Consider the following 17,304-nt stretch of genomic DNA (forward strand, 5'->3'; position numbering starts at 1 on the left):
GATTTTTCAAGGAGAACACGGGCTACTGCTGATGCCGGGCTCGTTTACACGACTAATTCGGTCCTGGCTTTCGCACACTACGTCATGATCGATTTTGCCATCCTGATGTTGCAACTTTAGCCGTCCGTTCCGGTTGAAAGCCTGATAAGTCTGTCCGGCGACAGCATGGAATACCAAAGTGCAGGTTGTGTCTCGCGCGGTAATGACATAAGGCGTGGAACTGGTTGTCTTTTTTTCGCAGACCTTTTGCTTTTGGTTATTGAATTCCTGTTCCTTACATTCGCAGGAACCGGTTTGGGAAGTGGTATCGCCGGCTACTTTTTTTTCAACGATGGCGCTCTCCATCGTTCTTACGCTACGAAGGCCGGGTAATACATAGACTTTACTGAATCGGTCCAGCTTGACTTTATTCGATGCATTTACATCCCAAGTTCCTGTGTCGGGATCATCCAATTCAATACGGCCAACAAAAATATTGGGCCCCCAAGAGGTTTCGTTCCAGTGTTCGGAAAACCAGAGCAGCATGTTCAACGGAAACACCCAGAATAGAGGTACCTTGGACAGCGCAGGCGCTTTGAGCTCGATCGTGGCGACTTGATTGTCGGGTAACTCGGGGCCTCGATAGCCTTTAGCGCTGCAAGCCGTCAAGCAGATACTGCATACCAGAGCGGCATAGTGAAGGATTCTAGGCTGCATGATCAAATCTCCGTTTCGCGGTTTAGTTAAAGGTCAGGTTGTTCTCGCCATTGGCTCGGTACACCAAGCCAATGCGGCAAGCACTGGGATTGCGGAATCGTTGCTGCTGCCGTCAGCAGGCTCACTGCGTAACGGCCACAATCCTTCGCTACCGGACTGCCAACTTGCCGAAAACCGGCGTTTCGCGAGGCATGAGGGCGGTCTGAAGCAGGCGTGTAGTCGTTCGCGTAGCCAATGTCGATGAACGCGCTTAACCCGGACTTAACGAACCAGCCCAGTCGCCCGGCGGTTTAGTCGCATAGAAAGGTGGAGGGGATTTTGGCAAATGCGCCTTTGCGATTCCCACGGTCCGCTGTGGAAACCCAGGCTACAAGAACAGCTTGGGGCTACCGTCCATGGCGCTGGATGCCCGCGTCCTGCGGGCGTGACGGCACTGGTGTAGACGATGCGGGCCGGAGCGTAACCGCAGGGCATGACCGTCTGGTTCCCACGCGCCGCGTGGGAATCCAAAGGTTCCGCGCTGCGGTCACGCACGCCGCAACGCGGCCAGTCCCACATTCCCACGCAGCGATTGGGAACGAGAGAACACCCACCACGGATTTCGGCTGATCCAGAAAAATAGGGCCGGATTTTGATGGTTGGAACGAAAAAACCGGGGTTTTACAGTTCGTAGGGCAATGGGATGGAACGAGAGAACAATATTATTGGGACCACTGGTGCGTTCCGCCTTACGAGTTACGGCGTCCAGAGAGGAGCCAACAAAACTACAGAATTCGTATTCTCGATCTTAGAATCCCATTCCAATTTGCCACTTGCCCATATACCGGTCACATGACAGATATTCGATAATTCGTAATATCCAAGTGTTAAATGTTTTGCCTGCATACGCCTAGCAGAGCTTATTCCCCAAGCATCCCAAAAGTTTTCGGTTCTGACTGCAAAATTTAGGGCGCCACGTAGGCGCACACTCGAATAAGCAATTGCTGAACAATCCAAGTTCTTTTCAAAAATAGATTTTGCAACCCATGATGACTTTTTATATTCCTCGTCATCGCTAACCAGACATTCATACAAAAATGCGTCTGTGATTAAAAGAGACTTAGCTTCTTCATGAGAACACGCGTTTATCATGGATGATATTGATTTAGAAGCCTCACCACAAAGAAACCCCCGCCCTGTCCGCTGAATCTGCATAAACTCCCCGATTGGGCATACAGTTATTTGTTTCTCAGGACGAATCTCCAACTCTGACATCAGTACTGTCGAATGCTCGACGCGAATTTCATTCAGTGCTGTTTCTGGTCTGTCTCCTAAATACAAAACAGAAAATCCTTCTGGATTTGCTCTTCCTGCCAACGGCAGAAGGTTTGGTCTCCATAGCAGGTCTTGAACATTTTTCGGATATTCATTTTCTCCAATTTTTCTCGCTCGCCTATATCGCCAACCCGGTCCCCACTGAACTGTAAGAATTGGATGTTTGCTGACTAGTAGAGAAATGAATTCACGCTGCTGAGATAATTCCAAACAGTCGAAGCTATTAATACCCTCTAAAAGTTCAGCGATTGGAATGGGAGGAAATTTTCGCGTAATTGTTTGAAGCATAGATTCCATAATATATTTTGGTTCTCTATTTGCTGAAGTGAAAAGTCACCAAGGTCCGATCGGTTCTGGCTCCCAAATTCCGGATTGGGAATTTAACCGCAGAAACTCTAATTCTGCACGTAGATTGGAATCCTGAGCTTCCAAGACTTAGGTTTCCAACCTGGATATTGGTAACCAGGGCCGTATAAACCAGAAGGTCTGACTATGAAGCGTAACCGGACGAGTGTGTATCAACTAGCCAAAATGCAAGCGTGGGGCAACACCACAACCTCAGCCTTTTTCAACGACTTGCTCAGCAGCATATAAGTATCCCGATCAAACGCCGGAACGCCGGCCTGCAGCAACTCCGCGATTTCCGCGTCATTTTTGGCGGTGCCCAAGTAACACCAGCGGTCGATCACGTGCAGTTCCTCGCCTTCGCGCACGCCAATCGCGCCCGGATACGGCCAGACCGCAAGTTTGAGTTTTTGCATGGCGATCAGCACCCGCGCCGCGTGGGCCAGCGGCGCTTCGCTGCCGACGCAGGCGCCGCGGCATTTTTTGATCTGGTAACCGAAGCACGGCCGGCCGGCGGCGGTTTTCTCCAGGCCCAATACGCTCAGACACAGGCCGTGCTGTTCGGCGACGCCGCGCAAGGCTTTTTGGGCGTCGCGTTGGCTGTGGTACAGGCCGTAGAGATTGTCCTGGGCGCCGAAATCCAGCTCGCCGGCCCAGCTCAACACCGGCTTGAGTTGATCGCCCTGTTGTTGTAACTGCCAGGCGCACAAGGCGTTTTTGCGACGCAGGCGCTGGTTGTGCACCGGGGTTTTTTCCTTTATCAAGCGGGCTTCCAGCAACAGCGCGCCCAACTCGCCGGCGGTTTCGATCCAGTCGATGCGGCGTAATTGCTGGGCCAGGCTCATCTCCTTGCTGTTCTTGTGGTCGGCGCCGAAATGCGCCAGCACCCGATTGCGGATGTTGACGCTTTTGCCAATGTAAAGCGGCAGGTCGTTCTCGCCGTAAAACAGGTAGACACCGGGGGCTTCCGGCAAATCGTGGATCAATAACGGGTCGATATTGGATGGCAGGCTGGAGCGGCCGACCAGACGCTGCACAGCCGCATCGACGGTCTCTGCAGAAAATTGCTCGCAAGTTTGAGTCCAGAATTGATGAATCAATTGCGCATCGGCCAACGCCCGGTGCCGGTCTTTGGCCTGCAAGCCGTGGCGTTCGATCAGGCTGTCCAGATTATGGCGGTGGAAGTGCGGATACAAAGCCCGCGACAATTTGACGGTGCACAGGACTTGCGGACGGAAGGTCATACCCACCCGGCTGAATTCGTTCTTCAAAAAACCGTAATCGAAACGGGCGTTGTGGGCAATGAACAGCCGGCCTTCCAGCAATTCGGCCACTTCGCCGGCTACTTGCGCAAAGCTGGGCATCTCGGCGACCATCTCATTGCTGATGCCGGTCATTTGTTCGATGAACAACGGAATCCGGGTTTGCGGATTGACCAATTGATTCCATTCCCGCACCCCATCGGCATCGACCAGGACAATACCGATTTCGGTGATGCGGTCCTTGGTGGCGGTGGCGCCGGTGGTTTCCAGGTCGACGAAGGCCAGCGGCTGGTTAACGAGTTTCGGCATCGCACTCCGTCGCGGCTTGCGCCCAATCCAGCGGGCAACTGCAAAATACGTGGCGGTCGCCGTAGACGCTGTCGATGCGCCCGACCGGCGGCCAATATTTGTCGTCATGCTGGTGGCTGTCCGGGAAGAAGGCTTTTTGCCGGGAATACGGCAGCTTCCAGTCCTCCAGCAACAAGCGATGGGTATGCGGCGCGTTGTGCAACACGTTATTTTCCGGGTCGGCGCTACCGGTTTCGATCTCGCGGATTTCTTCGCGGATGGCGATCATCGCCGCGCAGAAACGGTCGATCTCGGTTTTGTTCTCGCTCTCGGTCGGTTCGATCATCAAGGTATCCGGCACCGGAAACGACACGGTCGGGGCATGAAAACCGTAATCGATCAGCCGTTTGGCGATGTCCTCGACGGTGACGTTGGCGGTTTTTTTAAAGGCGTGGCAGTCGATGATACATTCGTGTGCGACCCAGCCGTTGGCGTCGGTGTACAGAATCGGATAATGCGGCGCCAGGCGGCGGGCGATGTAATTGGCGTTCATGATCGCGGTCAAGGTCGCGCGGCGCAGGCCGGTGGCGCCCATCATCGCGATATAGGCCCAGGAAATGGTCAAAATGCTGGCCGAACCCCACGGCGCCGCCGACACCGTGCCGACCGTACCGTGCTCGCCCTTGGCCGGATTGACGCCCTCCACCACCGGATGATCGGGCAGATACGGCGCCAGATGCGCGCCGACGCCGATCGGCCCTACCCCCGGCCCGCCGCCGCCGTGCGGAATCGCAAAGGTTTTATGCAGATTCAAATGCGCCACGTCGGCGCCGATCTTGCCCGGCCGGCACAAACCGACCAGCGCATTGAAGTTGGCGCCATCCATATACACCTGACCGCCGTGTTGATGGACGATGTCGCAAATCTCCCGAAACGCTTGTTCGTACACACCGTGGGTGGACGGATAGGTAATCATCAACGCCGCCAGCGTGTCCTGGTATTGCGCGGCCTTGGCGCGCAGATCGGCGACATCGACGTTGCCGCGGTCATCGCAGGCCACGACCACGACCTGCAGCCCGGCCAGGGTGGCGCTGGCCGGATTGGTGCCGTGCGCCGAAGCCGGAATCAGGCAGATATTGCGCTGGCCTTGACCGTTGACCTGGTGGTATTTGCGGATTACCAGCAAGCCGGTGTATTCGCCTTGCGAGCCGGCATTGGGTTGCAACGAGAAGGCATCGAAGCCGGTCAGGTCGCAGAGCATGTCTTCCAGTTCCGCGAACAATTGCTGATAGCCCTGGGTTTGGTGCAGCGGCGCGAACGGATGCATCGCCGCGAATTCGTAAAACGAGATGGCCTGCATTTCGGTGGCAGCGTTCAGTTTCATCGTGCAGGAACCGAGCGGAATCATCGCCCGATCCAGGGCAATGTCGCGCCGTGCCAGCCGGCGCATGTAGCGCATCATCTCGGTTTCCGAGTGGTACTGACTGAACACCGGATGGCTGAGGATGGCATCGTCGCGCAGCAACGGGGCGGGAATGCATTCTGCCAGGCCGGCATCCAGCGCGGCGATGTCGGGCAATTCGCTGATCGGCGAGGCGAAGATCTGCCAGAGGGCGCGGATATGGTCGCGGGTGGTGGCTTCGTCCAAGGCAATGCCCAAGGTATCCGGATCGATCACGCGCAGATTGATGCCCGCCGCTTCAGCCTGAGCGGCAAAGCGCCGCGCCCGGTTGGGCACACGAATTCCGATCGTGTCGAAATAACACTGGCTCAACACCTGGTAACCGCTACCGGCCAGGCCGGCCGCCAGAATCTGGGCGTAACGATGCACCCGGCCGGCGATCAGGCGCAAGCCGTCGGCGCCGTGGTAGACCGCGTAAAAACTGGCGATTACCGCCAGCAACACTTGCGAGGTGCAGATATTGCTGGTGGCCTTGTCGCGGCGGATGTGCTGCTCGCGGGTCTGCAAAGCCATCCGCAATGCGACCTGACCGTGGCTGTCCTTGGAGACGCCGATCAAGCGGCCCGGCATCGAGCGTTTGAAATCGTCGCGGGTGGCAAAGAACGCCGCGTGCGGGCCGCCGTAACCCATCGGCACACCGAAGCGCTGAGCACTGCCGACCACGATGTCGGCGCCGAACCGGGCCGGCGGCGTCAACAGCACCAAAGCCAGCAAGTCGGCGGCGACAGTGACCAGCGCCGCTTTGGCGTGGGCCAACGCGGTAATTTCGGTCAAATCGTGGATTTCGCCGCCGCTGTTGGGGTATTGCAGGATCAACGCGAAAAACTCGTGCTGCTCCAGCCCATTAAGTGGGTCGGTGACCACCACCTCGTAACCGAGCGAGCCGGCCCGGGTTTTGACCACGGCGATGGTTTGCGGATGACAGTTTTGGTCGATCACTACGGTGTTGGCTTGGCTTTTCGCGAGACGGCGCGCCATCGTCATCGCCTCGGCGGCGGCCGTAGCTTCGTCGAGCAACGAGGCGTTGGCGATTTCCATGCCGGTCAAATCGATAATCATCTGCTGGAAGTTCAACAGCGCTTCCAGTCGGCCCTGCCCGACTTCGGCCTGATACGGCGTGTAAGCGGTATACCAACCGGGATTTTCCAGCACGTTGCGCTTGATCACCGCCGGCATGATCGTGTCCGAATAACCCATGCCGATCATCGAAACCATGACTTTGTTGCGTTCGCGCATGGCGCGCAGGTACTTGATCACCGCCCGCTCGCTGATCGAACCGGTCAGTTTCAACGGCTCGTGGTTCAGAATGTCGGGCGGCAGCACCCGATCGACGATCTGCTCCAGATCGTCCAGGCCCAATTCGGCCAGCATGGCCCGAGTTTGCTCGGCAGTAGGGCCGATATGACGTTGAATGAAGTTACCGCGCATTTCCAGTTGATCGAGGCGGAGACGATGGCTCATGGGTTTATCTCCCAGGTTTGTGGTACCGATGCGGCACGAAAGGTAGCCGGCAGACTGTCAATTCCACGGCCGAGTTCCGCACCAAGGCTTTGAGGCGGATGCCGGTTGTGGCGACGCGTTGATCGACCAAGGCCATCGCAATCGGCCGGTTCAAACTCGGCGAAAAACTGCCGCTGGTAACGATGCCTACTTCTCGACTTTCGCTATCCAGCAAGACAGCGCCTTCCCGAACCGGGATCTTCCCGTCAATCAACACACCGACTCGGCGCCGGCCGACCGTGTTTTGCCGCTGCGCCAGAATGGTTTCGGCACCGGGAAAGTCGGTGTGGCCTTTCTTGAAAATCCAGCTCAGGCCAGCTTCTATGGGCGTGATGGTTTCGTTCAATTCGTGGCCGTACAGGCAAAGCCCGGCTTCAAGGCGCAAGGTATCGCGCGCGCCCAAACCAATCGGCTCGACGCCGTCCTCGGCCAGCAACACTTCGGCGACTCGTTCGGCCTCCGCAGCCGGCAACGAGATTTCAAAGCCGTCCTCGCCGGTGTAGCCGCTGCGGCTGACGCTGCAAGCTACACCGGCGATGCGGGTGTCGCAGACTTGCATGAACTGCAGCGCCGCGGCATCAGGCGAAAATTTTGCGATTACCGCAGCCGCTTCCGGGCCTTGCAATGCCAGCAAGGCCTGGTCGGCCAATTCCCGAAATGTAGCTGTGCCGGCTAATTTTTCCCGCAGATAGGCAAAATCCTTGTCCTTGCAACCGGCATTGACGATCAGGCCGACGCCGTCCGCCAGCCGGGTAACGATAATGTCGTCGATCACGCCGCCGTGGTCGTTGGTCAGTACCGTATATTTTTGGCTGTTAACCGGCAAATCGACGATGCCGCCCGGCGTCAGCTTTTCGATGGCCTCAGCCGCCCCATCGCCAAGCGCCAGGCATTGGCCCATGTGCGAAATATCGAAAAAGCCGACGCGGCTACGGCAATGCAGGTGTTCGTGGATGATGCCGCGCGGGTATTGCACCGGCATTTGGTAGCCGGCAAAGGCGGTCATTTTGGCGCCCAGTTGCTGATGGAGGGCGGCAAGCGGGGTTGGTTTCAAGTCTGACATGGCGGGCCGGCTGTTGCGGGTTGCGAGAGCGTCAGTCTACCAGCGTATCGGGAAACACCGCGGTCCGCCGGTCTAGCTGGCCTACGGTGCGGATTCGCCGTTTGCCGCTGCGGGCGGCTGTGCCGGGGCGGCGCTGTGCTGTAAATCGGCACCGCAATCGGGACAATAGCGCTGCTCCTCACCAACCAAGGCACCGCAAGCATAGCAGTGGACGCTTGGCTGCAATGAGCTGCCGCACTCCCCGCAATACTTGGCCGTAGACGACACCGCCGCGCGGCATTGCCGGCAACGGCGCTTGTCGGCGGCGGCCAGCCACGGCCTAACCCTGGCCCAATCGCTCAGTGCCAGAACCAGTCGGTCGGCTTGGCGGTAGGCGCGCAATACCAGCCAGACGCTGACGCCGACGATTAACGTCAATACGCTACCGTAATAAATCGTTTTGCCGGTGGCATTGACGAAGGGCGCCAGCACCTCCCAAAACAGGCTTTGCGCGGCAACCAGTATCGCCAACGCGCATAGCGGTTCGGCAATGTCCTTGGCAAACACCAGCACGCCGCCGCGGTCCGGCACCGTTTGCAGCGCCAGACTGGCGCAAAAGTAAAACAGCACCAAAGCCGCCAGTTTCGCTGCGAACCAGACAATCTGCCCGGCCTTGAAATGCCAGAACAATTCCAGCTGGTCCATCATCGGTACCAGCGATACTGCCTTGCCGATGGCCAGTATCGTCAACAGCGTTACCAGCAGTTGGGCGGCGCGCAGAGCGGCACTGTTTGCGGACATGTTGCCTCCTTCGACGGGATATTCAATCTGATGCACGAAATCTTCGATCGGCTGGGCGGAGCGCCGTATCCGGCAACCGGATAACGTCCGAACTCAAGCTCTTGGCTAGCGTAGCATAGAACAGGCGCCGGCGGGATTGGCGGCAGCGCCTGACTTTCGAAACTGAAAATCAAGGCTTGGCGAGATACTCGAAAAACTCCTGCATCCACTCCGCTCCGCGTTTTTTCGGAAACTGGTTGGGGTGAGTCTTGACCCATTGCAGGGCGTAGATCATCGGCACCGAATCCGGCTGAGTGATGTGCTTGGTTTTCCAGAGCTTGCGCACCAGCCGCGAGACCTGAAACTTCAATTCGATGTGTTTGACCGTGTCCGGAGACGGCTCCCGGCAATGCTCGGCCGGCGACGTAACCAGGTATTCGCGGCAGGCCAGCGGCCGGTCCGGGTGAATCGAGCAACTCTCGGCCTCCAGAAACGGGCAGGCGATGTTCTGGCGGAAATACTCCAGCGCATGGCTCTGCACCGCGTCGTGAGTCGTGCCCTGCTCCAATTGCTGCTGCAAGCGCTCCAGCCAGCCGATCTGGTCCAACTGCGCACAACCGTCCGCAAAACGTTGTTTGACCTCGCTGCGCCTGGGCTCCGGCAAGCGTTCGACCAAGGCGGCGATGTGGTAAGCCTCGAATTCGGCCAGCGGCACCACCTGCCGGCAACAGGCGCCGCAACCGGCCTGGCAGGAAATGGCCTGGTCGGTGCCGACGAAGGCCGCGACCGCCGTATCGACGAATTGGTTATCGATCTGCTGCAATGCCGGCAGCACGCCGAGCGGCGTCACCTTTTCCGCGGGGACCGCGAATTGCAACGCCACCGGCTGGCCGTAGAGCGTCAAATTGACTTGGGCGGATACATTCTTGGCCATGTTTTCAAACTCGTTTGCTGAATTAAGCGGCCGGGCAGCCGCCGGCCAATTTTAGCGCCTTCGGCCGGCCGGAGTGGTTTTGTTTCAATGCGAAAAGCAAGCCCGCCGGGCGCTCGCGGCCTTGCAAACCAACGGCAGCCACCACTGCCAGAAAAATCCCTTTCCCATTGCGGGAAATTAATGTTAAAAGTTTGCACTCAACCATCCACGAGGAAATGCCTGTGATCTCAGCCGTAATTTACATTCTGACCGTCAGTTTCGCCGCCTACGCCATTTACAGAGTTCAGGCCAAATAGGCCTTAGCCCGGCAGATGTCCAGCGCCAACCTCATTCCACCTCCGGCGGGGACGCCGGGCACGTATTGGGTCAAGGAAAGCGCTTTCGGCATCTGGTTTCTGAATACCTACACCTGGCGGCAGCGGGTACTACGCATCGCACTGAACGATCTGACCAGGTTGTTGCCGTCTCCCCCGCTCCGGCCGGCGATTCTGGATATCGGCTGCGGCCGCGGCAATTCGTTTGCGCTATTGGAGCAGCAGTTCCAACCCAAACATATCGCCGGCATCGAAATCGACCCGGCATTGCTGGCGGACGCGGCTCGCGCCGGACGCAAATGTGTCTGCCCGGTCGACGTCGCGTTGGGCAATGCCGAACAGTTGCCGTATCCGGACGCCAGTTTCGACCTGCTGTTCTGCCACCAAAGCTTTCACCACATCGTGCATCACCGGCGCGCGATGCAGGAATTCCACCGGGTCTTGAAACCGGGCGGCCTGCTGCTGTTCGCCGAATCCTGCAAGCGCTTCATCCATTCCCTGCCGATCCGGTTGCTGTTCCGGCATCCGATGCAGGTGCAAAAAACCGCCGACGAATACATCGCCTTGATCCGCGACAGCGGCTTCAAACTGGACGATAGCGCCATCTCCAAACCCTATTTGTGGTGGAGCCGGCCGGATATCGGCGCGCTGGAATGGTTCGGCTTTTCCCTGCCGCAGCAGCCGGAACCGACCTTGGTCAATTTAGTCGCCGTCAAATAAGGTGGCGGTATTGCAAGCTCTCCGCCGCGGCCTGCCGGCCGTTTTTACCCTGATATTGGCCGCAGCATGCGCACCGGTGCCGCCGACAGCGGATACCGCCGCGCCAACCCTGGCGCCGCCGTTGGGCCCGGCCCGACACATCCTGCAACTGGTGACGGCGACCTGGCCGGGCGGCGGCGACAGTCTGCTCTGCGCGCTGGAATTGACGGCCGAACGCATCGCGATGGCCGGCACTAGCAAAGACGGTTTGAGTTTGTTCAATTTGAGCTACGACGGCGAAAACTTGGCATTGGATAAAAATCCGTTGCTGCCGGATGCGGTCGACCCGCGCGCCATCGTCGCCGATATGCAATTGATCTATTGGCCGGCCTCGCAGTTGCAAGACCGGCTACCGCCCGGCTGGCATCTGCAAAGCGGGGCCAACCGCCGCGAACTGTTCCAAGGCACGGAAAAAATCGCCGAAATCGTTTATCTGTCCAATGAAGCCGATTGGCCGCGGCACGCGGAATTGTCGAACCTGCGCTACCGCTATCGCTTGACCATCGATACCCTGAGCTATGAACTGCTACCTGAATGACTTAGGCATCCTCTGCGCATTGGGCAGCGGCCAACAGGAGGTTCTTGACGGCTTGTGGCGCGGCGACCGCAGCGGGCTGCAACCGAGCGACACATTCAGTCCGGGCCGCAGCCAGTACCTGGGCGCAGTCACAACACCGCTACCCGAAATACCGGACACACTGGCCGTGTACGCCTGCCGCAACAACCAACTGCTGTTGGCCGCCGCCGATCAAATCCGCCCCGGCATCGAAGCAATGCGCGAACGCTTCGGCCCGGAGCGGATCGGCATCGCCCTCGGCACCAGCACCTCCGGGGTCCGCAATACCGAACTGGCTCTGGCTTACCAAGCCGAACACGGCCGGCTGCCGCCCGCTTACCACTACAAGCAACAGCAGATGGGCGCCGGCGCCGATTTTCTGGCCGAGTATCTGCAAATCCGCGGACCGGCCTACACCGTGTCCAGCGCCTGCGCCTCCAGCGGCAAGGCCTTTGCCTCGGCGCAACGGCTGCTGGCGATGGACCTGTGCGACGCGGTCATAGTCGGCGGCGCCGACAGCCTGTGCGGCTTGACCGTCAACGGCTTCGCCGCGCTGGAATCGGTCGGCGCCGGCTTGTGCAAACCCTTCGGCCGCCGCCGCGACGGCATCAATATCGGCGAAGCCGCCGCGCTGTTCATCCTGAGCAAACAGCCGGGGCCGGTCTGTTTGCGCGGCGTGGCCGCAACCAGCGATGCCTACCACTTCTCGGCCCCCGATCCGGACGGCACCGCCGTGCAAACCGCAATGCGAGCCGCGCTGGATCAGGCCGGCCTGACACCGGCGCAAGTCGACTATCTGAATATGCACGGCACCGCGACGCTGTTGAACGACGCCATGGAAAGCAAGGCCGTGCATGCCGTGTTCGGCGCCGACACGCCGGTCAGTTCCAGCAAAGGCATGAGCGGCCACACCCTGGGCGCGGCGGCGGCGTTGGAACTGGGCTTTTGCTGGTTGTTACTGCAAAGCAACGATCCCCAAGGCCGCCTGATCGCCAACATCAACGGCGACGACATCGACCCCGAACTGCCGCCGTTGAATTGGGTGGCGCCGGGCCAGAGCCTGGGCCGGCCGTTAACAGTCTGCCAAAGCAACTCCTTCGCCTTCGGCGGCAGCAACGTTTCGATCGTGATAGCGCAGGCATGACAGCCGTGACCGATTGGGACATCGCCGAGTTATTGCCGCATACCGGCGACATGGTATTGCTGGACCGGGTAGTCAGCTTTGAAGAGGACCGGCTCAGCGCGGTGCTGACCGTGCGCGGCGACGGCCTGCTGTTCGGCGACGAACGCGCGGTACCGGCCTGGGCGGCACTGGAATACATGGCGCAAGCCATCGGCGCCTATGTCGGCCTGCAAGCCAAACAGGCCGGCCAGCCGATCCGTCTCGGTTTCCTGCTCGGCAGCCGTCTGCTGCAAAGCAATGTCGGCAGCTTGCCGGTCGGCTGCGAACTGGTCGTGACGATCGAAAAAATCGTGCAGGACGAGCAATTAGGCGTTTTCGATTGCCGGGTTAGCGGCGACAATATCGAAATCAGCGCCAAGCTGAATGTCTACCAACCTCGATCCGACCAATCCTTACCCGATGAATAACACTGTTCTCGTCACCGGCTCCAGCCGCGGTATCGGCAAAGCCATCGCACTTTACCTGGCCGAACGCGGCTACGACCTGGTGTTGCATTGCCGCAGCCGGCGGGCCGACGCTGAAGCCGCCGCCGCCGAAATTTCGCAGATGGGCCGCCAAGCGCGCATCCTGCAATTCGATATCGGCAACCGCAGCGAATGCGCCGACATTTTGAACGCCGACGTCGAAGCCCACGGCGCCTACTACGGCGTGGTCTGCAACGCCGGCATTAGTGCCGACAATGCCTTTCCAGCCTTGACCGGCGAAGATTGGGACAGCGTGATCCGCACCAATCTGGACGGTTTTTACAATGTGTTGCAGCCGCTAGTGATGCCGATGGTCAGGCGGCGGAAACCGGGGCGGATCGTGACCCTGTCGTCGGTTTCCGGTTTGATCGGCAACCGCGGCCAGGTCAATTACAGCGCGGCCAAAGCCGGCATCATCGGCGCGACCAAAGCCCTGGCGCTGGAACTGGCCAAGCGCGAAATCACGGTCAATTGCGTGGCGCCGGGCTTGATCGACACCGACATGACCGAAGCCTTGCCGCTGGACGAAATCAAACAAATGATCCCGGCGCGCCGGGTCGGCCGCCCGGAAGAAGTGGCCGCGGCGGTGGCATTTCTGCTGTCGGCAGACGCCGGCTACATCACCCGCCAGGTGATTGCGGTGAACGGAGGCCTGTGTTGAAGCGGGTGGTGGTTACCGGCATGGCCGGCTTGTCGCCGATCGGCAACGACTGGCCGACGATTGCCCAACATTTGCAAAGCGGCCGTACCGGCATTCGCGCCCTCGCCGAATGGGACCAATACCGGGGCCTGAATACCCGGCTGGCGGCGCCGGTGGAATTCGAACGGCCGGCCCACTACAGCCGCAAACAAACCCGCAGCATGGGCCGGGTGGCACTGCTCGCCACTTACGCCACCGAACTGGCTTTGGTCGACGCCGGCTTGCTAGATCACCCCTGTCTGGGCAGCGGCCTTACCGGCATCGCTTACGGCAGTTGCGCCGGCAGTTTCGAGGCGATCGCCGATTTCGGCAATATGCTGTTGAACCATGCCACCGACGGCCTCAACGCCACGTCGTACATCCGGATGATGGCGCATACCGCGCCGGTCAATATCGGCCTGTTTTTCGGCATCAACGGCCGGGTGTATACCACCTCCAGCGCCTGTACCTCGGGCAGCCAGGGCATCGGTTACGCCTACGAAGCGATCAAATACGGCAAGCAGCAGGTCATGGTGGCCGGCGGCGCCGACGAATTGTCGGCCTCGGAAGCGGCGGTGTTCGACACCCTGTTCGCCACCAGTCTGCGCAATGCCGAACCGGACCAATCGCCGCGGCCGTTCGACCGCGACCGCGACGGTCTGGTGATCGGCGAAGGCGCCGGCACGCTGGTACTGGAGGAACTGGAGCATGCCCAGGCCCGCGGCGCGCATATTTACGCCGAAGTCGCAGGTTTCGGCACCAACTCCGACGGCCTGCACGTGACCCAGCCGGACGCGACCAGCATGCAAACCACGATGCGGCTTGCGCTGCAGGATGCCGGCCTGCCGGCATCGGCCATCGGCTATATCAGCGCCCACGGCACCGCCACCGAACACGGCGATATCGCCGAAAGCCGCGCCACCTTCGCAGTATTCGGCGGCAATACCCCGATCAGCGCATTGAAAAGCTACACCGGCCACACCCTGGGCGCTTGCGGTGCGCTGGAAGCCTGGGCCGCGATCATGATGATGAACGCCGGTTGGTTTCACCCGACCGCGAATCTGGAGCAGGTCGACCCGGCCTGCGCCGATCTGGACTATATTCGTGACCAAAGCCGGCTGGTGGACACCGAATACGTGATCAGCAATAACTTTGCCTTCGGCGGCATCAATACTTCGCTGATTTTCAAACGTTTTTAAATCGACGCGGAGACACACATGAAAAAGTTGATCGCCCTGTTATCGGTTCTGCTCGTGCAAGGCTGCGCCTCGCCGGTGATCCGGATCGAACCGGTACCGGCCACCGAAACCATCAGCCGCCTGTGCATCAAGGAAAATCCGAAAACCTATATGGAGGACTTCCTGCCCGAAGTCCGCGCCCAGTTGGCGGAACACGCCATCGAAACCGAACTGCTGGGCCAAGGCGGCGATTGTCCGTATACGATGAGCTACGAGGCGCAATGGTCCTGGGATTGGTTTTGGACTTTTAGCGTATATTTGTCGCTGGCGGAATTCTCGGTCAACAAGGACGGCCGCCAGATCGGCATGGCCTCCTATAACGCCGGCTTGGGGCCGTCCGCCGTTGGCCGCACCAAAAACAAAATCCGCCCGTTACTGATAGAACCATTCCGAAAATAAACCATAACGCTTTATTCAACCCAGGAGACAACCATGCTGAACAAGATCGTACTCGCGCTGTTTTTGAGCCTGTTGGTGGGCTGCACCACGACCGGCCATTTCAAGGTGCCGGAAGGCTCGCAATTGTATCTGTACAAGCGGCCGCAACCGGTGGACATTAAAGCCAACGGCGAAGTCACCACCCGGCCGTTCTTCTGGACTGCAGCCGGCATGCCGCCGGGCGGCGGTATTCCTTACCGGCTGGAGAAAGACGGCAAGGTGGTGAAAGAAGGCAAGCTCCGCGCCAAATTCCGGGTGGTTTCCATTTTCTGGCCGCCGTTCTCGTTGATTTACTGGCCGATGGGTCTGAATCCGAACATCACCTACGACTTGATCAACGACAAACAGGAATAATCCGCACCGCTTCGGTTCCGGCCCGGCCGCCGGCCGCGAACCGAAGCCCGCCGGCCGGTTGCGCCGGCATTGCCTGTAGCGCCTGACCATGGCGGCAGCGGCGAATAGGCATAATGGCTTTTCCCGTTAGCCGGAATGCTGTTAAATTAAACGGCATACGATGGCGCCGAACCCGCCCGGCCGTCAAACCACCACTCCGGCAACTTACGATTTAACACATGCTTACCCAACCACAAGCCGACAAACTGGCCGACGCCTGGCTCCAGGCCTGGAATAGCCGCGACCTGGCGCAGATCATGGAGCACTACGCCGACGCGATCGAGTTTCGCAGCCCGTTCATCGTCAAACTCATGGATATCGCGGACGGCAGCCTGCGCGGCAAACCGACTTTGGCAGCCTATTTTGCCCAGGGACTGGCCAAATTCCCCGAATTGCATTTCACGCTATTGCAGGTCCTGCCGGGCGTCGATAGCGTCACCTTGTTGTACCGCAGCGTGAACGACCTGCTGGCGGCGGAAACGATGGAAATCGACGCTGCCGGTAAAATTTGCCGGGTCATGGCGCATTATTGCGACCCGGCGGCCGCGGCCCGCGGCGCACTATTGGAATCTTGATACACGGGAGCTTATCGATATGAGTTTGAGTCTGGTCATCGGCAATAAAAATTACTCGTCCTGGTCGTTCCGGCCCTGGTTTTATTTGAAACACCACGATATCGAGTTCGAAGAGATCCGGATTCCGCTGTACCAGGAAGAATCCAAAGCCAAAATCCTGCAATACTCGCCGTCCGGCAAAGTCCCGGTCTTGCTGGACGGCGAACTGCGGGTTTGGGATTCGTTGGCGATTCTGGAGTATCTGGCCGAACGCTTCCCGCAAACCCAGGGCTGGCCGGACGATTTTGCCGAACGGGCGTTGGCGCGCTCGCTGGCGGCGGAAATGCATTCCGGTTTCACCGCATTGCGCACCTATTGCGGCATGAATTGTCGGCGCACGCCGGCCGCGAAGCACTTGCCGGAAGGGGTGCAGCCGGATATCGACCGCATCGGCGAAATCTGGCAACAATGCCGACGCCGGCACGGCAAAGACGGCGCCTGGCTGTTCGGCCGTTTCGGCATTGTCGACGCGATGTACGCACCGGTGGCGTTCCGCTTCCACACCTACCAGTTAGTCACCAACCCGGACGCCGAAGCCTACGTGCAAACCGTGTTGCACAGCCCGGAAGCGCAAGCCTGGATCGAAGCCGGCAAACAGGAAAGCGAAGTCATCAGCGCGTTCGAATAGAGCAGCATTGGCAACCGTGCCGTTTTATCGGTGACCGGATACCGAATTTCGGTGGTTTATTCTGCCGAAACAAATTCGGCGGTTGGGGTGAGATGGTGAGTGGTCGGTAGCGGCCATAGGAGACAACCGACAGGGGTGAACCAATTGCCGACAGTAGGATGGGTAGAGCGAAGCGAAACCCATCAAACGAAACGCCGATAATGAGATATGACAGTCCACGTAGCTCCGATTAGCGTAGCGTAATCGGAGGACCGAAGATCATCAACATGCGTCCGATTACGCTATCGCTAATCAGACCTACAGCTCTGAAGCGGTCACTAATTTTTTTGCATGTTTTTCTAAAAGACCTAAGATCGTTATATCAATTTTGATGTACAGTTAACGCCATAAATCATTTGATCAGCCTCCATAGATG

At 58.9% G+C, this 17,304-nt stretch carries 17 protein-coding genes; 10 read left to right on the forward strand and 7 right to left on the reverse strand.

The window, feature by feature from the left end:
• Positions 1 to 6: 6 nt before the first annotated feature.
• The 7 genes from ACH518_RS19895 to ACH518_RS19925 all read right to left on the reverse strand — a co-directional run bounded on the left by ACH518_RS19895 (position 7) and on the right by ACH518_RS19925 (position 9,623).
• Positions 7 to 696 carry a hypothetical protein gene (locus tag ACH518_RS19895; protein ID WP_140912983.1) on the reverse strand — a complete coding sequence of 230 codons (690 nt, stop codon included), beginning with the start codon at positions 694 to 696 and terminating at the stop codon, positions 7 to 9.
• Between the two features lie 735 nt (positions 697 to 1,431).
• Complete coding sequence (locus ACH518_RS19900; RefSeq protein ID WP_445371357.1) at positions 1,432 to 2,307, reverse strand: RES domain-containing protein; 876 nt, start codon at positions 2,305 to 2,307, stop codon at positions 1,432 to 1,434.
• Between the two features lie 221 nt (positions 2,308 to 2,528).
• Positions 2,529 to 3,926 (reverse strand): exonuclease domain-containing protein, encoded by a 1,398-nt coding sequence (locus ACH518_RS19905; RefSeq protein WP_445371358.1) that lies wholly within the window; start codon positions 3,924 to 3,926, stop codon positions 2,529 to 2,531.
• Entirely contained in the window at positions 3,910 to 6,828 is a 2,919-nt protein-coding gene (gcvP, locus tag ACH518_RS19910; protein WP_445371359.1) for an aminomethyl-transferring glycine dehydrogenase, read from the reverse strand. Before gcvP ends, ACH518_RS19905 begins: the two co-directional genes overlap by 17 nt.
• A 4-nt stretch (positions 6,829 to 6,832) precedes the next feature.
• A complete protein-coding gene (gcvT, locus tag ACH518_RS19915) occupies positions 6,833 to 7,930 on the reverse strand; it encodes a glycine cleavage system aminomethyltransferase GcvT (RefSeq protein WP_445371360.1) in 1,098 nt (365 codons plus the stop codon).
• An 81-nt stretch (positions 7,931 to 8,011) separates the two neighbouring features.
• On the reverse strand, positions 8,012 to 8,710 hold the full coding sequence (locus tag ACH518_RS19920) for a zinc ribbon domain-containing protein (protein WP_445371361.1): 699 nt from the start codon (positions 8,708 to 8,710) through the stop codon (positions 8,012 to 8,014).
• 169 nt (positions 8,711 to 8,879) lie between these two features.
• Positions 8,880 to 9,623 (reverse strand): YkgJ family cysteine cluster protein, encoded by a 744-nt coding sequence (locus ACH518_RS19925; protein WP_445371362.1) that lies wholly within the window; start codon positions 9,621 to 9,623, stop codon positions 8,880 to 8,882.
• A gap of 311 nt (positions 9,624 to 9,934) precedes the next feature.
• On the opposite strand from ACH518_RS19925, the gene ACH518_RS19930 reads away from it, so the two are divergent.
• The 10 genes from ACH518_RS19930 to ACH518_RS19975 all read left to right on the forward strand — a co-directional run bounded on the left by ACH518_RS19930 (position 9,935) and on the right by ACH518_RS19975 (position 16,889).
• The gene (locus tag ACH518_RS19930; RefSeq protein WP_445371363.1) at positions 9,935 to 10,657 is read left to right on the forward strand and encodes a class I SAM-dependent methyltransferase; all 723 of its coding nucleotides are present in this window, start codon (positions 9,935 to 9,937) and stop codon (positions 10,655 to 10,657) included.
• Positions 10,658 to 10,667: 10 nt separating this feature from the next.
• On the forward strand, positions 10,668 to 11,234 hold the full coding sequence (locus ACH518_RS19935) for a DUF3261 domain-containing protein (RefSeq protein WP_445371364.1): 567 nt from the start codon (positions 10,668 to 10,670) through the stop codon (positions 11,232 to 11,234).
• The gene (locus tag ACH518_RS19940) at positions 11,215 to 12,396 is read left to right on the forward strand and encodes a beta-ketoacyl-[acyl-carrier-protein] synthase family protein (RefSeq protein WP_445371365.1); all 1,182 of its coding nucleotides are present in this window, start codon (positions 11,215 to 11,217) and stop codon (positions 12,394 to 12,396) included. The genes ACH518_RS19935 and ACH518_RS19940 overlap by 20 nt, the downstream gene beginning before the upstream one ends.
• Positions 12,393 to 12,842, forward strand: coding sequence for an ApeP family dehydratase (locus tag ACH518_RS19945; RefSeq protein ID WP_445371366.1), 450 nt, complete (start codon positions 12,393 to 12,395; stop codon positions 12,840 to 12,842). The genes ACH518_RS19940 and ACH518_RS19945 overlap by 4 nt, the downstream gene beginning before the upstream one ends.
• Entirely contained in the window at positions 12,835 to 13,560 is a 726-nt protein-coding gene (fabG, locus tag ACH518_RS19950; protein WP_445371367.1) for a 3-oxoacyl-ACP reductase FabG, read from the forward strand. The genes ACH518_RS19945 and fabG overlap by 8 nt, the downstream gene beginning before the upstream one ends.
• Complete coding sequence (locus tag ACH518_RS19955; RefSeq protein ID WP_445371368.1) at positions 13,554 to 14,777, forward strand: beta-ketoacyl-ACP synthase; 1,224 nt, start codon at positions 13,554 to 13,556, stop codon at positions 14,775 to 14,777. Before fabG ends, ACH518_RS19955 begins: the two co-directional genes overlap by 7 nt.
• 18 nt (positions 14,778 to 14,795) lie before the next feature.
• Positions 14,796 to 15,215, forward strand: a complete 420-nt coding sequence (locus tag ACH518_RS19960; RefSeq protein WP_445371369.1) for a hypothetical protein — start codon at positions 14,796 to 14,798, stop codon at positions 15,213 to 15,215.
• Between the two features lie 33 nt (positions 15,216 to 15,248).
• Entirely contained in the window at positions 15,249 to 15,608 is a 360-nt protein-coding gene (locus ACH518_RS19965) for a hypothetical protein (protein WP_140914226.1), read from the forward strand.
• A 218-nt stretch (positions 15,609 to 15,826) separates the two neighbouring features.
• A complete protein-coding gene (locus tag ACH518_RS19970; protein ID WP_445371370.1) occupies positions 15,827 to 16,222 on the forward strand; it encodes a nuclear transport factor 2 family protein in 396 nt (131 codons plus the stop codon).
• Between the two features lie 19 nt (positions 16,223 to 16,241).
• Entirely contained in the window at positions 16,242 to 16,889 is a 648-nt protein-coding gene (locus ACH518_RS19975) for a glutathione S-transferase family protein (protein WP_278210939.1), read from the forward strand.
• Positions 16,890 to 17,304 lie beyond the last annotated feature (415 nt).

This window comes from Methylomonas sp. HW2-6, assembly GCF_052474525.1.

Excerpts from the sequence above, each read along its gene's own strand:
- ACH518_RS19895 (WP_140912983.1), bottom strand. The coding sequence starts at position 696 with ATGCAGCCTAGAATCCTTCACTATGCCGCTCTGGTATGCAGTATCTGC.
- ACH518_RS19900 (WP_445371357.1), bottom strand. The coding sequence starts at position 2,307 with ATGGAATCTATGCTTCAAACAATTACGCGAAAATTTCCTCCCATTCCA.
- ACH518_RS19905 (WP_445371358.1), bottom strand. The coding sequence starts at position 3,926 with ATGCCGAAACTCGTTAACCAGCCGCTGGCCTTCGTCGACCTGGAAACC.
- gcvP (WP_445371359.1), bottom strand. The coding sequence starts at position 6,828 with ATGAGCCATCGTCTCCGCCTCGATCAACTGGAAATGCGCGGTAACTTC.
- gcvT (WP_445371360.1), bottom strand. The coding sequence starts at position 7,930 with ATGTCAGACTTGAAACCAACCCCGCTTGCCGCCCTCCATCAGCAACTG.
- ACH518_RS19920 (WP_445371361.1), bottom strand. The coding sequence starts at position 8,710 with ATGTCCGCAAACAGTGCCGCTCTGCGCGCCGCCCAACTGCTGGTAACG.
- ACH518_RS19925 (WP_445371362.1), bottom strand. The coding sequence starts at position 9,623 with ATGGCCAAGAATGTATCCGCCCAAGTCAATTTGACGCTCTACGGCCAG.
- ACH518_RS19930 (WP_445371363.1), top strand. The coding sequence starts at position 9,935 with ATGTCCAGCGCCAACCTCATTCCACCTCCGGCGGGGACGCCGGGCACG.
- ACH518_RS19940 (WP_445371365.1), top strand. The coding sequence starts at position 11,215 with ATGAACTGCTACCTGAATGACTTAGGCATCCTCTGCGCATTGGGCAGC.
- ACH518_RS19945 (WP_445371366.1), top strand. The coding sequence starts at position 12,393 with ATGACAGCCGTGACCGATTGGGACATCGCCGAGTTATTGCCGCATACC.
- fabG (WP_445371367.1), top strand. The coding sequence starts at position 12,835 with ATGAATAACACTGTTCTCGTCACCGGCTCCAGCCGCGGTATCGGCAAA.
- ACH518_RS19960 (WP_445371369.1), top strand. The coding sequence starts at position 14,796 with ATGAAAAAGTTGATCGCCCTGTTATCGGTTCTGCTCGTGCAAGGCTGC.
- ACH518_RS19965 (WP_140914226.1), top strand. The coding sequence starts at position 15,249 with ATGCTGAACAAGATCGTACTCGCGCTGTTTTTGAGCCTGTTGGTGGGC.
- ACH518_RS19970 (WP_445371370.1), top strand. The coding sequence starts at position 15,827 with ATGCTTACCCAACCACAAGCCGACAAACTGGCCGACGCCTGGCTCCAG.
- ACH518_RS19975 (WP_278210939.1), top strand. The coding sequence starts at position 16,242 with ATGAGTTTGAGTCTGGTCATCGGCAATAAAAATTACTCGTCCTGGTCG.